Raw genomic sequence first — 17,206 nt, forward strand, 5'->3', positions numbered from 1 at the left:
GGAGGGGGACCGCCCTCGCCGGATCTTAGGGGGTCAGGACCTTTGGGTCTTGGACCTAGACAGTGCGCTTGGTGGGCGCGACAACTTTGATGACGGCAGAATCATCCGCGGCGGCGAGGCCTTGGGCCTGGCCCAGGAGGTACAGCTGTTCTGCAGCGGCGGCGACGGGAGCTGCGAGTCCAGCGGCGCGGGTGGCCTTGCCCACGATGCCCATGTCCTTGACGAAAATGTCCAGGCGGCTGAGCACTTCGGCACCTTCCTCGGTGTAGGCCTCAAGGATGCGGGGGCCGCGGTTGGAAAGCATAAAGGAGCCCGCTGCCCCGGCCTCGAGTGCCGCCAGGGTCTTGGCCTGGTCCAGGCCAAGGGCATCGGCCAGAGCCATGGCCTCGGCGGCGGCTGCGATGTGCACTCCGCAGAGCAGCTGGTTGACGGTCTTGAGGGCCTGGCCGTCACCTGGCTTGTCACCGACAACAGTCAAGGTTGAGGCGAGGAGTTCCAGGACCGGGCGGGCAGCTTCGTAGGCTGCGGGGTCGGCGCCCACTACGATCAGCAGATCGCCCTCGCCGGCACGCTTGGGGCCGCCGGAGAGGGGCGCGTCTACCAGCGCCACGCCGAATTCGGCAAGCCGTTCGACAGTTGCAGGAATGGCTTCAGTGCCGACGGTGCTGGTCAGGATCACGACGGCGCCCGGCTTCAGCACGGAGGCCACGCCGTTCTCGCCGAAGAGAACGTCATTGAGCTGTTCGCCGTTGCGGACGGCGAGCAGCAGGGCATCGGTTTCCTGTGCAGCTTCCTTGGCCGTTGCGAAGGTGTGGACTCCGGCCTCGGCAGCGAGCTGCAGGCGCGCCTCCGCGATGTCGAAGCCGTGGACGGTCAGTTCCGATGCGAGGCGGGTGGCCATTGGCAGGCCCATGGCTCCGAGGCCAAGGACGGTGACGGTGTAATGGTCGCTCATGGTGTTCTCCGTTGAATCTAGTTATCTCGGACTGAGGTGCAGCGGTCAGGGGGCAGGTGGGGATTGAATGGTGTTACTGAGTTTGCGGGTGACCTGGGCCAGGGACTGGTCATCGCCTACGTTGCCGGCGAACACGATGTACGGGATGCCCTTGGCAGGTCCGTCCACCGGTTCCCAGAGGCTGACGATGCCCGGGAGCATAGGGCCGCGCACCATTGCATGTCGGATTTCCAGCCCGTGGGCGGCGACGTCCGAGGAGGTGATGCCACCCTTGGCGATCACGAAGCGCGGCGGAAAAGTTTTGAGGGTTCGGTTCACGAGAGCGACGACCGCGGCGGAAACGGTCCGCGCGATCCTCAGGCTGTCGGCGGCGTCGTCCGCCTTGATGAGCAGGCGGCTCGTGTGGACAATGACGTCGCCCTGGCGGAGTGCCCCCACAACGTCGCCGACAGTGGCGTCAAGATATGCTCCGGCTTCGTCCCCAAGGAGCCTTTCGACGTCGACTTCCACGATCTTTGCCGAACTGTGCTGGTCGGTGAGGACTTTGAGCTGGCGGGTGGTGACGCCGACGTGCGAGCCGACCACAATCAGTCCGCCGGCAAGGGATGGGCTGTTGCCGGCGTACGCTTCCTCACCGCTGAGTTCGCTGCGGATCTCCTGCCCGATCCGGGCACGCACAAAGGGCGGGCCAACCCGGTAGAGGAGCTTCTTGCCGCGGCGTTCGGCCTCTTCCAGTCCCAAGGCCAGCGCGCGGAGGTCATTTTCAGTCACGATATCCGCCACGATGGGCGTCAATCCGCTGGCCGGCGCGATCGCGTCGGCGATGGCTTTCGCGGAAACCTGGGGATCACCGTCGGGACCGGCGGCTCTGATGATGTTCAGGTCCAGGACAATGACGGAGCTGGCCGGATAGCGGCCCTGCGATTTCTCGGCCACGTACTCAGCGAGCTCGGAGTTGGCGAATCCAAAGCTGGCGTCCTTGGCAAACTCGGTCTCTGAAACAGGGGTCAGCTGCCCTGCTTCGGTACCGGTGCCGCGCATGTAGTGCACTCCGCCAATGGTCACGCGGCCTGCATCCGGGAAAGCCGGAACGATCACGACGCCGTCGGTAACCTCGCCGCTGACAGCTGCGAGCGTAGCGGCGATGGTGTCGGGTTCCAGGGGGAAATGTCCGCGCAGGGTGGAATCTCCGCGGCTGACAAAGCCCACGCGGAGGGGGAATTCGCTCTTATCCGCTGCGAGGAGGGCATTGCTGACGATCTCTTGGTTCCGGGCAGCAGCCTCGGCAGGGTCCAGACTGCGGGTGTTGGTGAGGACGTAGACCGCGGGCTTGCCCTGAGCGAAAGCCCAGGTGAAATCAGGGGCATCCCACCGCGTCAGTACGGGAAGGTCCGAGACAGACTGCGTGCCTGTTGGATCGTCGTCGAGCACTACCAGCACCTGCAGAGTGACAGCAGCGGAAGCCGCCACAGCTTCGGCAACCAGCTGAGCGGGAATCTGCACCTCTGCCGGGTAGGCGGCCAGTACATCTGCTTCAAAGGGCACTTTGCACTCCATTGTGTGAGTAGTCGCTACTGTTGGGACATTTGTAAGATGTCAGACATCTTGCATCTGCTGATAGTGTGGCATAAGGCACATAAAATACGCAAGTAGGCTTGACCACTACGTTGGGAAAGGCCGCAAGGGGGCAACGATGGCACGGAAATCACTCGTCGAGATGGTGGCAGACGAGCTTCTGGACCGGATTATCGCCGGCGAGTTCCCGCCAGGCACCAGCGTGCCCGGCGAACTCGAGCTCAGCGCGAAGCATGAAGTGAGCCGGATGACGGTACGCGAAGCCATGAAGACCCTGGAAGCCCAACGGATCCTCAGTGTGGAACGCGGGAGGGGAACGTTCGTGAACCCCTTGAGCCGCTGGTCCTCCCTGGAGGCTGTGTTGCGAGCTGCATCAGAAGGCGTGGATGATGCTGCAGCCGCCGTCCAACTGATCGAACTTCGCCGGATGCTCGAATCCGGGGCCTGTGAACTGGCGGCAGTGCGTATCAGCGATATCGATGTCCAAACCCTTCACCGCCATGTTGCCGCCATGCGCGCCGCCCACAAGATTAACGACGTCGCAGCCTTCGTGGAAGCCGATCTGGCCTTCCACGACCTGATTCTTCAAGCCTCGGAAAACGTCTTTGTGGCCGTGCTTTTTGAACCCCTGCACCGCGTGCTCCAAAAGAGACGGACGCAGACGTCGCGTGTACCTGAGATCCAGGCCCACGCAATCGACCACCATCAGAACATCGCCAATGCCCTTGAGACCCGCGACCCCATGCAGTCCCGGGACGCGATGGATGCCCACATGGAGCAAACCCTCAACGATCTGAAAACGTACGTCCTTGAGGCCCAGGCAACCCCGGCCTAGGCCTAGCTGGACTCGCCTCTGTCCGATACTCTGCAGAGACGGCCCGGCCGGCCCGGGCATCGACGAGGATCACGAGGAGCTACGTTGCCTAACCACACCTATAGCATTTCTGAAATTGTCGGAACATCCACTGAAGGCGTCGATGATGCCGTCCGCAACGGCCTCGCCGAGGCTGCCAAGACATTGCGCAACATGGACTGGTTTGAGGTCAAAGAAATCAGGGGCCACCTCGAAAACGGCGCTGTTGCCGATTGGCAAGTGACCATCAAGCTCGGATTCCGCTTGGAGCGCTAGGCAACTGCCGGTATTCGCCGGCCATAATCCAGCCCCCGCGGAGCACTTCACAAACTGCGGGGGCTGCTTCGTTAACTGGGCTGGCTCAGGTTCTCCTGGAGCAGGGTCCGGTGAGCGACGGCGGCATCCGCATGCAAGGCGCGGCCGGCGTCAGTAAGTTCGAGGAACAGTGACCGCCTGTCATCCTCGCAGGATTGCCGGCTTATCAGGCCCGCTTTCTGCAGGCGGTCAACTACTTTAGACAACGCGCTTTGGGTCATGGGAGTGCGTTGCCCCAGCTGCTTCATACGGCAGGCATCAGCGTTGTCGGCCACAAGATCCAGGATCTCGAACTCATTGAGCCCGATGTTGAACTTCGCCTCAAGCTCGCGGTCGATGGCTCCGGCCGTGCGGAAGTAGGCGCTCTGAATGTCGCGCCATTGCTCCACCAGCTCACGATCCTGTGCCATTTCCATGGCCTCATCCTAGTAGATCCGGCAAATAATGTCCACGTCATAATATTCCTTGTCATTAGATGACACGTCATATAGATTGACGGTTATGACTTCACTTTCCACTCTTGAAAGATCCGCCGGAGAACGGCCCGGCCCTGTCCGCTGGAACCGTGCACAATGGATGCTGCTTTTGGTTCTCTGCACGGTGCTGGCCCTCGACGGCCTTGACGTCTCCATGGTGGGCGTCGCATTGCCCTCAATTGGCCAGGAACTCAACCTCGGCACCGACTCCCTGCAGTGGATCGTCTCGGCGTATGTACTGGGTTACGGAAGTCTCCTGCTCCTGGGCGGCCGGCTGGCCGACCTGCTGGGCCGCCGTCGTATCTTCCTCATTGCCCTCACAGTCTTCGCCGCGGCATCCCTGCTGGGCGGACTTGTGGATGATCCCACGCTCCTGATCGCTACCCGCTTCATCAAGGGACTGGCTGCGGCCTTCACAGCACCTACAGGTTTTTCCATCATCACCACCAACTTCGCGGAAGGGCGGGAGCGTAACCGCGCCCTGTCCATCTTCTCCACGTTCGGCGCCAGCGGATTCTCACTGGGCTTGGTGGTCGGCGGACTTATGACCACCATGAGCTGGCGCTGGACGTTCCTGGTCTCGGTACCGGTCGCTATCGCCGTCGTTCTTTTGGGCCTCAAATTCATCCCGAAGGACAACCCGGCAGATCAGGAACAGGACAGTGGCCACGATATTTGGGGCGCGGTGACCCTGGCTTTGGGCATGCTGGGCCTCGTGTACACCTTGGTATCGGCACCGGAGCGGGGATGGGGATCTGTGGCAACTATCGCCGGGTTCGCAATTTCCGCCGCGATACTGACAGCCTTCGCAGTGATCGAAAAGAGAGTTGCCCATCCTCTTATCCGCTTCAGCATTTTGAAGGAAGGATGGGTGGCTCGTGCCAACCTCAGCGCTGTAGGCCTCTTTGGCTCCTACCTCAGCTTCCAGTTCATCGTGACCCTGTTCCTGCAGTCGGTCCTCGGCTGGAGCCCGCTAAGCATGGCACTGGCACTCCTGCCTGCCGGACTCCTGGTGGTCGCCACGGCGCCGTTTGCTGACAAATTCATTGACAGGTTCGGTGCCCCCCGGCTGATTGTGGTTGGCCTGGCTGCCCTGACTCTGGGTTACATCCTGTTCCTGCGGGTCGGAACTACGCCGAACTACGCAGTAGACATCCTTCCTTCCATCCTTCTGCTTGGTGTCGGCTTTGCCCTGGCATTCCCCTCCATCAACGTCCAGGCGACGGCAGGTATCCGCAACTCGGAGCAGGGGCTGGCGGCCGGCCTCATTCAGACCAGCACCCAGGTTGGTGCAGCGCTGGTACTCGCCGTCACCACCGCCGTCATCAGCGGGCACGGGAGCGGCCGGGACGCCACTGCTGCTGAGATGCTCGCGCAGTACCGCCCCGGCCTGATCCTCAGTGGTGTTGTTGCCATTGCCGCCCTTGCAGTCGCTGCAGCACCGGCGCGGCGCTCAAAGGTGCTGGCGCCCGTCGGTTGAGTCAGGCCGCTCAACGGTCAGGGCACGCAGGCCTTAGCAGGTTCCGGCGTTCCCTGGCCGTTGCTGCGACGGATCACCACTTCTACGCAGGTTTGGGCGTCCGGGCTGGCGGCCAGCACGGCTTGGGCTTGGCTGGAGGTGGTGTACTCGCCCGACTCCATAACAGAAACAGGGCGCCACATATACACATCCCCTTCTGCCGGGGCCGGGTTTTCCCACGTGAAAGTGACGCTGCCGCCTGTCTTTGTTCCGGCCAGCTTGGAGGGTGCCGGGACCACGCTACCCGGGCCAACGGCATCCAGCGGTCCGTCCAGCCCGGGGGTGCTCTGTGGTGCACTGGGTGTGGTGCCGACGCCGTTGACCAGCAGCACAGCTGTCACAGCGGCAGCCGCAAGCACTCCCCCGGCTGCCAGTAGCAGCCACTTGCGACCACCCCGGGAGTCCGGCTCAACAGCAGCTTCGGGCACCGAATCGGGCTCAGCCGGGCGGAGTTGTGTGTCCTCCACCGGCAACGGCGTCATTGGCGCCGGGCGGTCCCATCCGATCCGGGCGGCAGTCGCAGCCCCGGGAGACGGGGCAGCCGGCAGCGACGCCGGGGACAGCGGGACGGCCGAAGTCACCTGGGCCCCGCGGGCAACGGTCGTGTCCTGGCCGGATCCTGGCAGCGTGGATTCTGGCATCGTGGAACCCGTTGGTCCATTGGGGCGCGGGTCGATGGAAACCACGCCGCGTATCCGGGTTGCATCTTCGGAGGCGTTGTCGCCGGGATGATCCGCGTCGTGGCCGTCGTCGAGCACTTCAAACCGTGTCACAGAGAGGCTAAGCTCCGCCTGGACACGCTGCAGCGCCAGGGCAAGCGCGTGGGCTGAGGGATACCTGGACTCGGGCTGCTTGGCCATGGCCGTAGCCAACACAAGTTGCAGCGACTGCGGGACGTCGATCCGGCCCAGGTTGGGTAGTGGTCTGGAGGCGATCCGAGACATGAGTTCGCGAGGCGAGTTGACGCCGCCGGGCAACGCGAACGGCGAGTGGCCGGCAAGCAAAGTATAGATCGTGGCACCCAGCGCCCAGACGTCCACCATCACGCCGTCGGCATCCGTGCCCCGGAAGGCCTCTGGCGGGGACCACGGGATGGACATTCCGCCCTCCTCCTCAGCGGCCGAGTCTGTGGTGCCCGAAATACCAAAGTCGGTCAGCGCGGGCCGGTTGTAGTCGGTCACCAAAATGTTGGCCGGCTTGATGTCCCGGTGGACGATGCCCGCCCGGTGGGCGGTTTCGACGGCGGAAGCCACCTGGATGCCCACGGCCAATGCATCGTCCACGCTGAAGCGTTGCCGCCGTAGCCTGGCATCCAGATTCGGCTTGGAGCAATACTCCATGGCCAGGTAGGAATGTCCGGAAGCTGTGACGTTGGCTTCGTAGATCGTAACGATGAAGGGGTGCGTTGACAGCTGCGCCATCAGGTTCGCCTCGGACTCGAACCGGCTGCGCGCGCCCTCGGTCTTCAGGTCCGAGGTCAGAACCTTGACTGCAACCCTGCGCCGCGGCCGGTCCTGTTCGTACAGGTACACATCGGCGAAACCGCCGGAGCCGAGGGGCTGGACGTACTTGTAGCCTTCGATGGCCGGAGGCGCAGCCAGCCCACGTTTTGCACTCATGTCAATTCCTCCAGCAGTAATCGCGTATCAGCCAAGTCAGGTGTCCCTCCCGGAATGCCACAGTGAGGCCAACAGCGCGCGCAGTTGTGAACGCACCCCGCCCTCGGCCAGGGACCGTAATGAGAACTTCGCCCGCTGCCGCTGCCAGAAACCCACGGAGCCGGTCATCTGCTGCAGGGAAGAGTCCACGTCCGTCCAAAACGCCCGAATGTCCTCGTCGGTGGGGTCCCCTGCGGCGAAGATCGCTTTGTCGGCCCGGTGCGCCAGCAGCATTGTGGTGGAACTGGTGGCCGGGAACGCTTCGGCGAGGTTGGCGGCGTTTTCACGGCGAGTGGCACCAGCAGGAACTCTTGTGCCCAGATCTGTAGCCGTGCTCATGATCTCGCTCCAGCCGCCGCTGATGCGGTCTGCTGCCGATCCGCCCGATGCCCGGCGCTTCCGGCGCCGCAACTTTAGCCAGGCGATGAGCAGCAACGGAAGGAGAAGGACGGCCACGGGGATCAGGCCAAGGCCAATCGCCAGGAGGATGGGCCCCAGGAAGCCCCAGAAGCCCTGCTCGTTCTGCTCGGCATCCTGGGCATCAGGGGCGGAGTCGGGCGGCAGTTCCACAGGAGGCTGGGGCGGCGGGGGCGGCTGCAGGACCTGAGGTTGTGGCTTGGACCGGGGTTCCGGGTCGGGTGGGATGGGCACGTTGTCCTCGGAAGGCGTCGGGTTGAAAGGCACCCAGCCCGCTCCTGCGAAGGCCACCTCGACCCACGCGTGCACGTCGTTCCCGGTGATCTCAACAGTGCCGGATTGCTGCGGTTCTTTCGGGTCCGGGTAGAAGCCCATGACCACGCGCGCTGGAATGCCCAGTTCGCGGGCCATGAGTGCCATGGCCACGGCGTACTGTTCGTCATCGCCCACCATCTGCTTGGCATTGAGCATTGATGCAATGCGCTGGGCGCCGTGCCCGGACATGCTCCGCACCTCGCCGTCCAGTCCATGGCTGAACGCGCCCTGCTTGGAGAGGGCAGCCTCCAGTTTGCGGACCCGCTCGATGGGCAGTGATGAGTCGCCGACAATCTCGTTGGCCTTGGCCGCCACTATCTGCGGAACGCTTTCAACCGGGGGAAGGACCACCGCGGCAAACTCCGCCTGGGCCAGTTCTGAGTCCGTGGGCAGCGATGGGTACGCTACCCCCAGGTGGTAGGTGTCCCCGCCCTGGAGCCTGGCCGTGGTGATGGCAGTGTCCGTTGCCGCGTTGAAGAACAACGAGTCGTCCAGCTGACTGGCCCTCGCGCCGCCGAAGTCCACACTCTGAAGGTTCCCGCTGGAGGGCAGCCAGACCCCCTTGTAGGCTTCCACGGTCACCTGCACCGGCGTGGTACCGGCCTGGTTGGCGGTGCTGCTTGCGGCAGGCCCGGCGCTTTGGATCCGTGCAGACCCGATGGCCGCGGCATTGCTGATGGGAGAAAAGTTGCTGGAGCCGCTGCCGTAGACGTCGAACACCACGCCGTCGTAGGAGTCCAGCGTGGCCAGCCGGATCCGCGCCCCTGCGGGGAGTCCTGTCACCGCCAGGAGCTTTGTCTCCTTCTGGTTCTTCACATAGTCCCGGAAGGTGGCCAACGGGCTGGCGTAGTCGCGCAGGTCCAAGGGTGGAACCACAGCATCGCGCAGGATCAGGCGCGTGGAGGAGGCGCTCAGCACCGGAGACGCTGCCAGCGCCACGGCACCGGCCACGGCAAGGATCAACACCCCGGAGAGGCCGCGGTGCAGCCGGACTCCCGAAGACGCCAAGGAGGGCGAGGCCTCGTGACGCACGACGGCGGTGGGCGCGGCTGTGGCGTGCCGGCGAAACGCCAGCCAGGCCACTGCAATGGCCACAAACAGCATCCCGCGGACCGCAGCGAACGATGTTTGGTGAGTGCCCATGGCCGTGGCCAGCAAGAACAAAGCCGCCGCGGGCAGGACGGCCCAGGCAGGATTTCGTAGCCGCCAGGCCATGGTTCCGGCAAGGAGGGCACCAACATAGGCGCCCAGGAAAGGGACCACCAGCAGTCCGTTCCCCACCCCCACCGGAGCAGCGCTGGTGAGGAGCTGCTTCCAGCTGAGCACCACGCCCGCCAGGATAACCCGCAATGATTCCAGTGAGGGCAGCACGCCGGCGATCGCTTGGCCGGGAGCCGCCAGGGCGCTTCCGAAGACCAGATACGCGAGCACGGCCAGTGCCATGGTGAGCAGCACGCCCAGCCTGTGCCGGGCGGCCACGGCCGCGAGGACCAGGCCCACGGCAATGCCGCCGAGGCCAGCGAGCAGGAAGTGCCAGTCTCCGGCGAAAGTGGAGTGGAGACCGAGCACCCCCACGGCCAGCAAGGCCCCGAGGGCCGCAGCATCCGCCCATAGGTAGGTCGGCCAGACGGCGGGTACACGTCCCGGGGCCCGCCGTGAGGTCCCGGTCATGCCACTGCCTTGACCAGCAAGCGGGGCAGCTCGGTAAGCTCTCCGAGTGTCAGGACCGTCAGGTCCCCGATGGCGCGGCGGTCCAGGGCGGCGCCCGTGTGGCAGCGGACGGCGAAGCAGCGTACGCCTGGAGGCGCTGACGCCGCGGCCGTCCGTAGCTGTGCGGATGTCACGGCCGTACCCACCACAAAGAACATAACGGAAGCGTTGGGGACGGCATCGCCGGTGAGACGCGCGACGTCGGTGGCAGTCACCCGGGAGCTCTCCCCCGCGAGGCGGGTCATGCCGTCCAACAGGATCCGGGCCGTGTCCGTGCGGAGGCGGCCGTCCTGGGTAAGCATGCTCACCTCGCGCTGCTCGCGGATGGCCTGCTTGCCGATGGACGCGGCGGCCGAGATAGCCAGTTCCAGGTCTTCCTCTGAGACATATTCGTCGAGGTTGGTGGAGAGCGCCATGGCCAAATGGGAGCGCCTGGTCTCCTCGAACTGGCGGACCATGAGCTTGCCTGTGCGCGCCGTGGTTTTCCAGTGGATGTGGCGCCTGTCATCGCCCGGAACGTAGTCGCGCAGGGCGTGGAAGGACACGTCAGCGTTGGAGAGGTTGGTGGTTGGCAGGCCTTCAAGGTCTCGGATGAGCCCCTCGGCTGACCCTGACAGGGACACCGTACGGGGATGGACGTAGAGGTCCGTTGCGTCGGTAAGGGTGACGTGGCGGCTCAGCAGCCGCAACGGGTCGGCACGGACGGACCGGACCGGCCCAACGGTGATCACGGAGCGGACAGCTGTGGGGATGGTGAAGAGGTCCTCGTGTACATCGTCCGGCTTGAGTCGCGGCACAGCGAAGGATGCCGTGCCTGCGCCTACCGGCAGTTCGATCGACGCCGGAAGCAGCGCGCGGTCCGAGGTGTTGGACACGGAGATGCTGCCCACAGCCATTTCCCCCACCTCCACCCTGGTCTTGGCGAGGTCCATGACCACTCCGTAGGACGTGCTGCCGATCACAAACGCCGCCGCCATCACCAGCAGTACGAAGGCAACGGCGGCCGCGGTGATCGTTTCCTCCCACCCGAGGACGGCGCCGATGAGCCAGAAGCCCAGGCCTGCAGCCAGGACCTGCCAGCCCAGCACAGTGACCAGCTGAAAGGCCGGCGGCCGGGCAGCCAGGAGGGTACGGCCAAGGCCGGCTGCGGCGGACGGGATGTTCGGCATGAATCGCATCTTTCGGACGGGCTGGGAAGGTTCCTGGTCGTTGGGCCCGCTGCTCAGGAGCAGCAAAGCCTCAAACAAGCCTCAGCAGGGAGGGATTCCCGAGTCGACGGGACCGTCACTGGGACGGATCCAGAGATTGTTGATGACCTTGTACCAAACCGTGCTGGTAGTGCCCGTGTCCTGGCCGGTGTTGCCGTCATAGATCCTGTACGGCGCACCGTTCGTCACGCATTGGAGCTGGACCTTGGTTCCCTCCTCGACGAACTGACCACCGCCTGCGGCACAGTTCGCTCGAGTATCAGATGCCGTAGTGCTGTTGGTCGGCCATTCGCAAGTCCCAGGACTCTTGGGACCGTTCTGCACGGTCATGTACTTCGCGGGGGCCGTCTGGCCTGATGCGTTCACCGCGGTGCGCTGCCCCAAGTCGTCCACTGTGGTCACCGTTATCGAAACGGACTGGTCATAGCCGTTACCTGCCGTGACTGACCCGCCGCCGGCGCCTAGAGTCCCGGATTTTCCGTCGGAGGTCTGATAGTCCAAGCCAACGACGGAACGGCCGTTGTTAGCCACGGAACCAATGTCGAAACGGACCGACGTCGCCACGGTTACCGCGTTGACGCTGGCCCCGAACGGTTTTCCGTAGGGCGCCACCGCGTTGGAGTTGGTTACCGGACCTTCGTGAGTGGCACCGTCCAAGCTGTTCACGGCCCGCACACCGATGGTGTAGTTCCCGTTGTTAGGCACCCCGCTCCGGACCACCTTGTCTGCCGGGAGCGTCAGGAAGCCGCCGCCATTGACCTGGTATTGGTACGTGGGCGTGGCCCCGTTTCCGTCTGCGGGCTGGAAGGTCAGCTGCACGGCGTTGTCCAATGGATCCGCCTGCACTGCTGGCACAGCCCCGGGGGCGCCAAACGCACGCTTGGGATCCGATGGCGGGCTGGCCGCGGAGCTGCCCGCCTTGTTTTGGGCCACCACCCTGAACGAGTAGTCCGTGTCCGAGTTGCCCACCGTCATCGCCACGCCCAGCTGACTGCCGGACACAGTCTTGCTCGAGACCACCGCGCCACCCTGTTCGGCGGTCACTGTGTACGTGTCGATAGCCGCGCCGTTCTCCGGTGCCGCGGCCCAACTGACGGTCATGATGGACTCCGATCCACCCGAAGTGGAACGCGTGGCGCTGGGCTTGCCCGGCGCTCCGGGCAGACCCGCCGGGATCCCGCTGGCTGAATACGCGCTCCAGTCCGACGGATCCGGCGCCTTGTTGGAAGCCTGGACCCGCACTTGGTAGGGGGTACCGTTCTGCAGTCCAGTCCACTGAAATGACGTGCCTGCGATGTTGCTGACCCGGACGTTCCCGCCCGGGGGTGCGGGTGAAATCTCCAGGTTGTAGGACTCGACCGGCGAGCCGGGGCTGTTGGGCACAGCCCACTTGACCGCGAGCTCCTTGTCTCCGAACACCAGGGTGGGCGGGGCCGGGGCGTCTGGCTTCGCGTCAGGGCGGGCGGGAGCGGAGGCCGGCGACGCCGCGGAGTCTCCAACCTCGTTGGTGGCAACCACTGTGAAGGTGTATTCAACGTTGTTGGTGAGCCCGCTGAGGGTGCACGTGGTTGCCGGGCATTGCTGGGAGAAGCCACTGCTTCCGGACACTTTGTAACCGGTTATGGGCGAACCGTTGTTGGCCGGCGGGGACCAGTTCAGGACCACTGTCCGGTCCCGCACTTCACTCACGGTCGGCGTGGCAGGAGCGTCGGGCTTGTCCTTGACGGTCAGCCGGACGCGGCCATCAACTTCGCGTTCGGCATCCTGGGTCTTGTCCTGAACCCGGTAGCGCACAACCATGGTGCCAACAAAGTTGTCCGCTGGCGTCACTGTCACCGCATCACCTTCCACGGTGGCCCTACCGGTGCCGGTTTCCACTGTGGCGCTGAGGATCTTCAGCGGCGACTCGGGGAACGGATTGCTGTCGTTCTCCAGCACATTCACGCGCTCGGCCTGGCCTGCGCGGGCGCTGGCCACCACGTCGTCATTCACTCCGGCAAGGGGACGCTTGGACGCCACCACCTGGACTGTGACGGTGCCGCCAACCGGGGCACTGCGTCCGTCAGTGACAGTAAGAGCCAGGGTGAGGGTAGCGCCCTTGGTGGCAACGTCGTCGGCCGTTACCTTCAGGGTGCCGCCGTCCAGGGCAACCTTGATGCCCGCGGGAGATGACCCGGACAGGGCGAAGGCAAGTTTATCCTTGTCCGCCTCGTCCACGTCGCTGGCCACCTGACGGAGGTCCAGGACAGCTTCCTCGCCCACTGCGGTTTCCAGGCTGCTGCCAGGAAAGACAGGGGCGTGATTCCGGGCGGGGTCCGGGAGCACACGGATGCTCAACGTAAGCATTGCCACCCGGCCATCCGGATCGTCAACGCTGGCCCCGTCGGTCACTTCAAAACTCACGGCGGCCGGGCCGGAATAATCGTCCGCAGAGGTGAACACCAGTGTTGTCCCGTCCTTGACCAGCGGCGCGCCATTGGAGGCCACTGCCCGGACCTTCGTGTCCTGGGTGATGCGCGGAGTCTTGCCCGCGCGCACCACTACCAGTTCCTGCAGGTTCATGGTGAGCAGCTGGCCGCTGACCACTTCCAGCGGGGCGCTGCTCCTCAGGGCCGGGCCTTGGTCCTTCAGTCCGGGGAGCATAATGAAGGCCGTGGAGGAAAGTTTGTCCACGTCTGTGACCGTGTACGGGATGATCTGGGCTTCATCGCCGAGCGTCACCGAGACCGTTCCGGTACCGGACACCCGTGCTGTGGGGGCGGGTTGCGGGAAGCTGATTGCCAACTCGCCGGCCACACCGTCAGCGTCCTCATCGTTCTTTAGGACCGGGACATCCACCACGGTCTTGCCCAGCGTCTCGGCGAAGGTCACGCGGTCGTCACGGGCGATGGGTGGCAGTTGGGGAGCATCGCTGCGGACCACCACCTTAAGGGTTCCGACGGCGGCGCCACCTCGCCCGTCCGTGATGCCGTAGTAGACAATAACCGTTCCCGGCGCAGCGGGGGAGGTCAGTTGGACGCGGCCGTCCTTGACCTCAGCAGCCAGTTCAGCGGCGGCCTCCAGCCCACCATTCGCTAGGCTCACCGGGTCGCCGTCGGGGTCGGCATCGTTAGAGAGCACGTCGGCTGCAATGTGGCGTCCCGGCAGCACCGTGACTGTGTCCTCCACCGCTACCGGGTTCTGGTTGCTGCCGGAGGCAGGGGCAATGCCCACCACCACCGACGCTGTGGAGCGGGCACCGAAACGGTCCTCCACCACGTAGGAGAACAGGTCCTGGCCGGAGGCCTTTTGCGAGGCGGTGTACTCGATCCAGGTGGCGCCCACCATGGCGGTGCCCTTGCCTGGAGCCTGCTCCAGGCCGATCAGCGTCACGGAGTCGCCGTCCGGGTCGATGCCGTCCAACGGAATACTGATGCGTGAAGTCTTACCTGCGATGACCCGGGCGGTGACCTTCTGCGGGAGCGGGCGCGAGTTCTGTTCCGCCCCGCCGCCGCGGATGTGGATAGTCACCTGGGCGGAGTCTTCCTGGCCGTCCGGTCCCGTCACGGCGTAGATGGCGTGGACGGTCATGGCGGTGGGGCCGGCCTTGAATCGCAACACGTCGCCCGAGACTGCGAGCAGCCCCTGGGCCGGGTCCACGCCCTGGATCAGGACGGGGTTGAGCTTCAGCTTGGAGCCGTTGGGGTGGCTGTCGTTGGCCAGGACGCTGATAGTGGCGACGTCGTTGGCGCGGACGGTGATTTCATCGGCCGTGGCCACCGGCGGCAGGAGCTTGCTGGGTGCCGGCACAGGCACCACTGTCACCTCACCGGTCGCGCTGGCTGTTCCGTTGGAGACCGTGTAGGTGAAGCTGGTAGGTGAGGTAAGGCCGCGGACATCAGTGATGCGCAGGATGTGGTGGTCCAGCACTGCGATGCCGATGGCGGTGCTCTTTGGCTGGCTGACCGATTGGATGACAAGTACGCCGCCCGCTGGATCAGAGTCGTTGGCCAGGGCATCTATGAGCACCTCGCCGCCCACCGGAAGCAGGGCAAGGTCTGCCACTGCCACCGGCGGCTCGGCGCTTGCGCCGGCAGAACTGATTTCTATGCGGATGAGCCCCGCGGAGCTCTCGGGCCCGTTCGTGACAAGGTAGGTGAGGTAGTACGTTCCAGGGTTTGCGGCACGGAAGCGGAAGGTGCCTGACTGGTAGTCCGGCGTGACACTGAGGTCAGCAGGAGTGTCCACCCGGGTGAGGCGGAGGGTGCCGCCTGCAGGGTCAACATCGTTACCCAGCGGAGAGACCACCAGATCCTGTCCGGCAATGCCGGCAGCGTGGTCCGCGTTGGCTTTAGGCGGGAGGCTGCCCTTGGCCCGGACGTCCACGATCAACTTGCCCTCCGTCTGAGCCTGGCCGTCCGATACCACCAGTACGACTTCTTTCCGGCCCAGGCTGGTGCCCACGTCCTGGAAGGTGAGCTGCCCATCGGGACGGACCCGAACCTGGTCCCCCTCGCTGGAGGCGGTTGCCGCCAACAGCAGGAGGTCGTCGCCGTCGGGGTCTATCCAGTCGGTGAGAACGTTTTGGCTGATGCTCTTGCCCTGCTCCAGCAGGATGGTGGGTACACGCTTCTGCGTGGGGCCTTCATTGGTGGCCCGGTCCTTGACGGTGAGCGTGACCCTGGCCGTTGCCGTTCCGCCGCGACCGTCGTTGGCCTGGTATTGGAACGACGCTGCCCCGCTGGCATCCGCTGGAACGGTCACCTGCATTCCCGTTCCGTTGTAGACGGCCTGCAAAGAGCCGACGGCGGGAGGCTCGCCCTGCAAACGGGCGGTGAGAACATCGCCGTCGGGGTCGGAATCGTTATCCAGGAGCGGCAGCAGTGTGGTCCGGCCGGGGCGGACGCCGAACTGGTCATCCACGGCAGTGGGAGGCCGGTTTTCCTTCGTGCGGTCCGGCAGGGTGTTCACCGGGTTGTTGTCCGCTGCGTTCTCGTCCTGATCGTCCGATTTGTCCGGTGGCGGGATCACATCGTCCCAGTTGGAAACGAGGCGCATGTTCTCGGTCACCAGCCAGACGTCGCCGGAGTAGACGTCGTTGAGAACCACCACATTGCGGTTGACGCGGAACACGAAGTCTGCGCGGGCACCGGTCGTCGGAATGTCCTGGCGGGCGTTGTCGTTGGGGTTGTCACAGTCGCGGACGTATTTTTGCGACCCTGCCCACGCGGCGTAGAGACAAGAGCCCAAACGCACCGGGGCGGCAGCATTTCCAGTGGCGCCGAGGTCCGTGACGATGGCCGCAGAGCCGTCCAGTGGTTGTTTGATGAGGGCTTTGGAAGTGGCCACGGCAACGAAGGACGCGTCGGCGCCGCTCTGCTGGATCCTGGCGCCCGCGGGATCGGGCAGGGCCACTTTCTTGCCACCGGGCAGGTACAGGGAACCGGTTGCGGGGTCCAGTACCACTGGCTTGTCCCCCACTGCCGCGATCTGGGCGTTCTGGATGTTGCGGAGCAGGGCATACTCGACGGATTTCTCGGAGGCGATGGCTCCGGCGCTATCCAGCTGCAGTGTGGTGAGCTCGCCCTTGGCCGGGTTAGCCGCGTAAACAACGTCGTTGGCACCTACGGTGGCAACCACTCCTTTGGCGTCTGTCAGCACAGGCTCCGACGAGGCTGGGTCGAAGGAGCCGAGGGCATTGCTGTCAGTAACCCAGAGCCTGCCGTTTTCCTGGTTCGCGAGCGCAATTGCTTTCTGGCCGAAACTCACGGCCACAGGGGTGGGCAGTGCCTGGGGCTGCCCCAGAACCACGTCAGTGACGCTGACGGGGCTGAGAGTGGATTTGCTGTGGTCCGAGAGGAACACAGTGCCGGCGTTCTGCAGGACGTCAAAGTCGGGACTGGCGGCCATCAGGCCCCCATCCAACAGCTTGGACTGGAAGTTCAAATGGCCCACGAGGTTCTTGCTGGTGTTGGTGACCCACACACCGCCGTCATTCAGGTCAACCTGGGTGACTGTAAATCCCGGATAGATGACAGCTGCTGCGGCAACCACCGCCAATGTCGAAAACGTGGTCGCCGAGGCAACAACACGCCTCTTTCGTTCCACCCAAGACCGAATCCCCATAGCTCCCCCATCCCATAGGTAACTGAATACTATCGGCAGTTCCATGGAGGGCCTATTCGGAAGCCGAAGCAGGACTTGGTGGCCCGTCATAACCGGTCCG

10 protein-coding genes are annotated in these 17,206 nt (G+C 64.5%); 3 read left to right on the plus strand and 7 right to left on the minus strand.

What is annotated here, in order from left to right; all coding sequences use genetic code 11:
* Positions 1-55: 55 nt before the first annotated feature.
* Positions 56-955 carry an NAD(P)-dependent oxidoreductase gene (locus RIN13_RS02650; protein WP_309105779.1) on the minus strand — a complete coding sequence of 300 codons (900 nt, stop codon included), beginning with the start codon at positions 953-955 and terminating at the stop codon, positions 56-58.
* Positions 956-1,000: 45 nt separating this feature from the next.
* Positions 1,001-2,500, minus strand: a complete 1,500-nt coding sequence (locus RIN13_RS02655) for a four-carbon acid sugar kinase family protein (protein WP_309105780.1) — start codon at positions 2,498-2,500, stop codon at positions 1,001-1,003.
* 148 nt (positions 2,501-2,648) lie between these two features.
* Between RIN13_RS02655 and RIN13_RS02660 the strand changes: the two genes are divergently transcribed.
* Together RIN13_RS02660 and RIN13_RS02665 are read left to right on the plus strand one after the other, a co-directional pair.
* Positions 2,649-3,365, plus strand: a complete 717-nt coding sequence (locus RIN13_RS02660; RefSeq protein ID WP_309105781.1) for a FadR/GntR family transcriptional regulator — start codon at positions 2,649-2,651, stop codon at positions 3,363-3,365.
* Positions 3,366-3,449: 84 nt separating this feature from the next.
* Entirely contained in the window at positions 3,450-3,659 is a 210-nt protein-coding gene (locus RIN13_RS02665; protein ID WP_309105782.1) for a dodecin, read from the plus strand.
* Positions 3,660-3,730: 71 nt separating this feature from the next.
* Here the strand turns inward: RIN13_RS02665 and RIN13_RS02670 are convergent, their stop codons facing one another.
* Positions 3,731-4,114 (minus strand): MarR family transcriptional regulator, encoded by a 384-nt coding sequence (locus tag RIN13_RS02670; protein ID WP_309105783.1) that lies wholly within the window; start codon positions 4,112-4,114, stop codon positions 3,731-3,733.
* An 85-nt stretch (positions 4,115-4,199) separates the two neighbouring features.
* On the opposite strand from RIN13_RS02670, the gene RIN13_RS02675 reads away from it, so the two are divergent.
* Complete coding sequence (locus RIN13_RS02675) at positions 4,200-5,654, plus strand: MFS transporter (protein ID WP_309105784.1); 1,455 nt, start codon at positions 4,200-4,202, stop codon at positions 5,652-5,654.
* Between the two features lie 17 nt (positions 5,655-5,671).
* Here RIN13_RS02675 and RIN13_RS02680 read toward each other — a convergent pair whose 3' ends face one another.
* The 4 genes from RIN13_RS02680 to RIN13_RS02695 all read right to left on the minus strand — a co-directional run bounded on the left by RIN13_RS02680 (position 5,672) and on the right by RIN13_RS02695 (position 17,088).
* On the minus strand, positions 5,672-7,312 hold the full coding sequence (locus RIN13_RS02680; RefSeq protein WP_309105785.1) for a protein kinase: 1,641 nt from the start codon (positions 7,310-7,312) through the stop codon (positions 5,672-5,674).
* Positions 7,313-7,348: 36 nt separating this feature from the next.
* Positions 7,349-9,754, minus strand: coding sequence for a transglutaminase-like domain-containing protein (locus RIN13_RS02685; protein WP_309105786.1), 2,406 nt, complete (start codon positions 9,752-9,754; stop codon positions 7,349-7,351).
* Complete coding sequence (locus RIN13_RS02690) at positions 9,751-10,962, minus strand: DUF58 domain-containing protein (protein WP_309105787.1); 1,212 nt, start codon at positions 10,960-10,962, stop codon at positions 9,751-9,753. Before RIN13_RS02690 ends, RIN13_RS02685 begins: the two co-directional genes overlap by 4 nt.
* Before the next feature lie 81 nt (positions 10,963-11,043).
* Positions 11,044-17,088, minus strand: a complete 6,045-nt coding sequence (locus RIN13_RS02695) for an Ig-like domain-containing protein (RefSeq protein ID WP_309105788.1) — start codon at positions 17,086-17,088, stop codon at positions 11,044-11,046.
* Positions 17,089-17,206 lie beyond the last annotated feature (118 nt).

Source organism: Arthrobacter sp., from assembly GCF_031179985.1.
GTDB lineage: Bacteria > Actinomycetota > Actinomycetes > Actinomycetales > Micrococcaceae > Arthrobacter.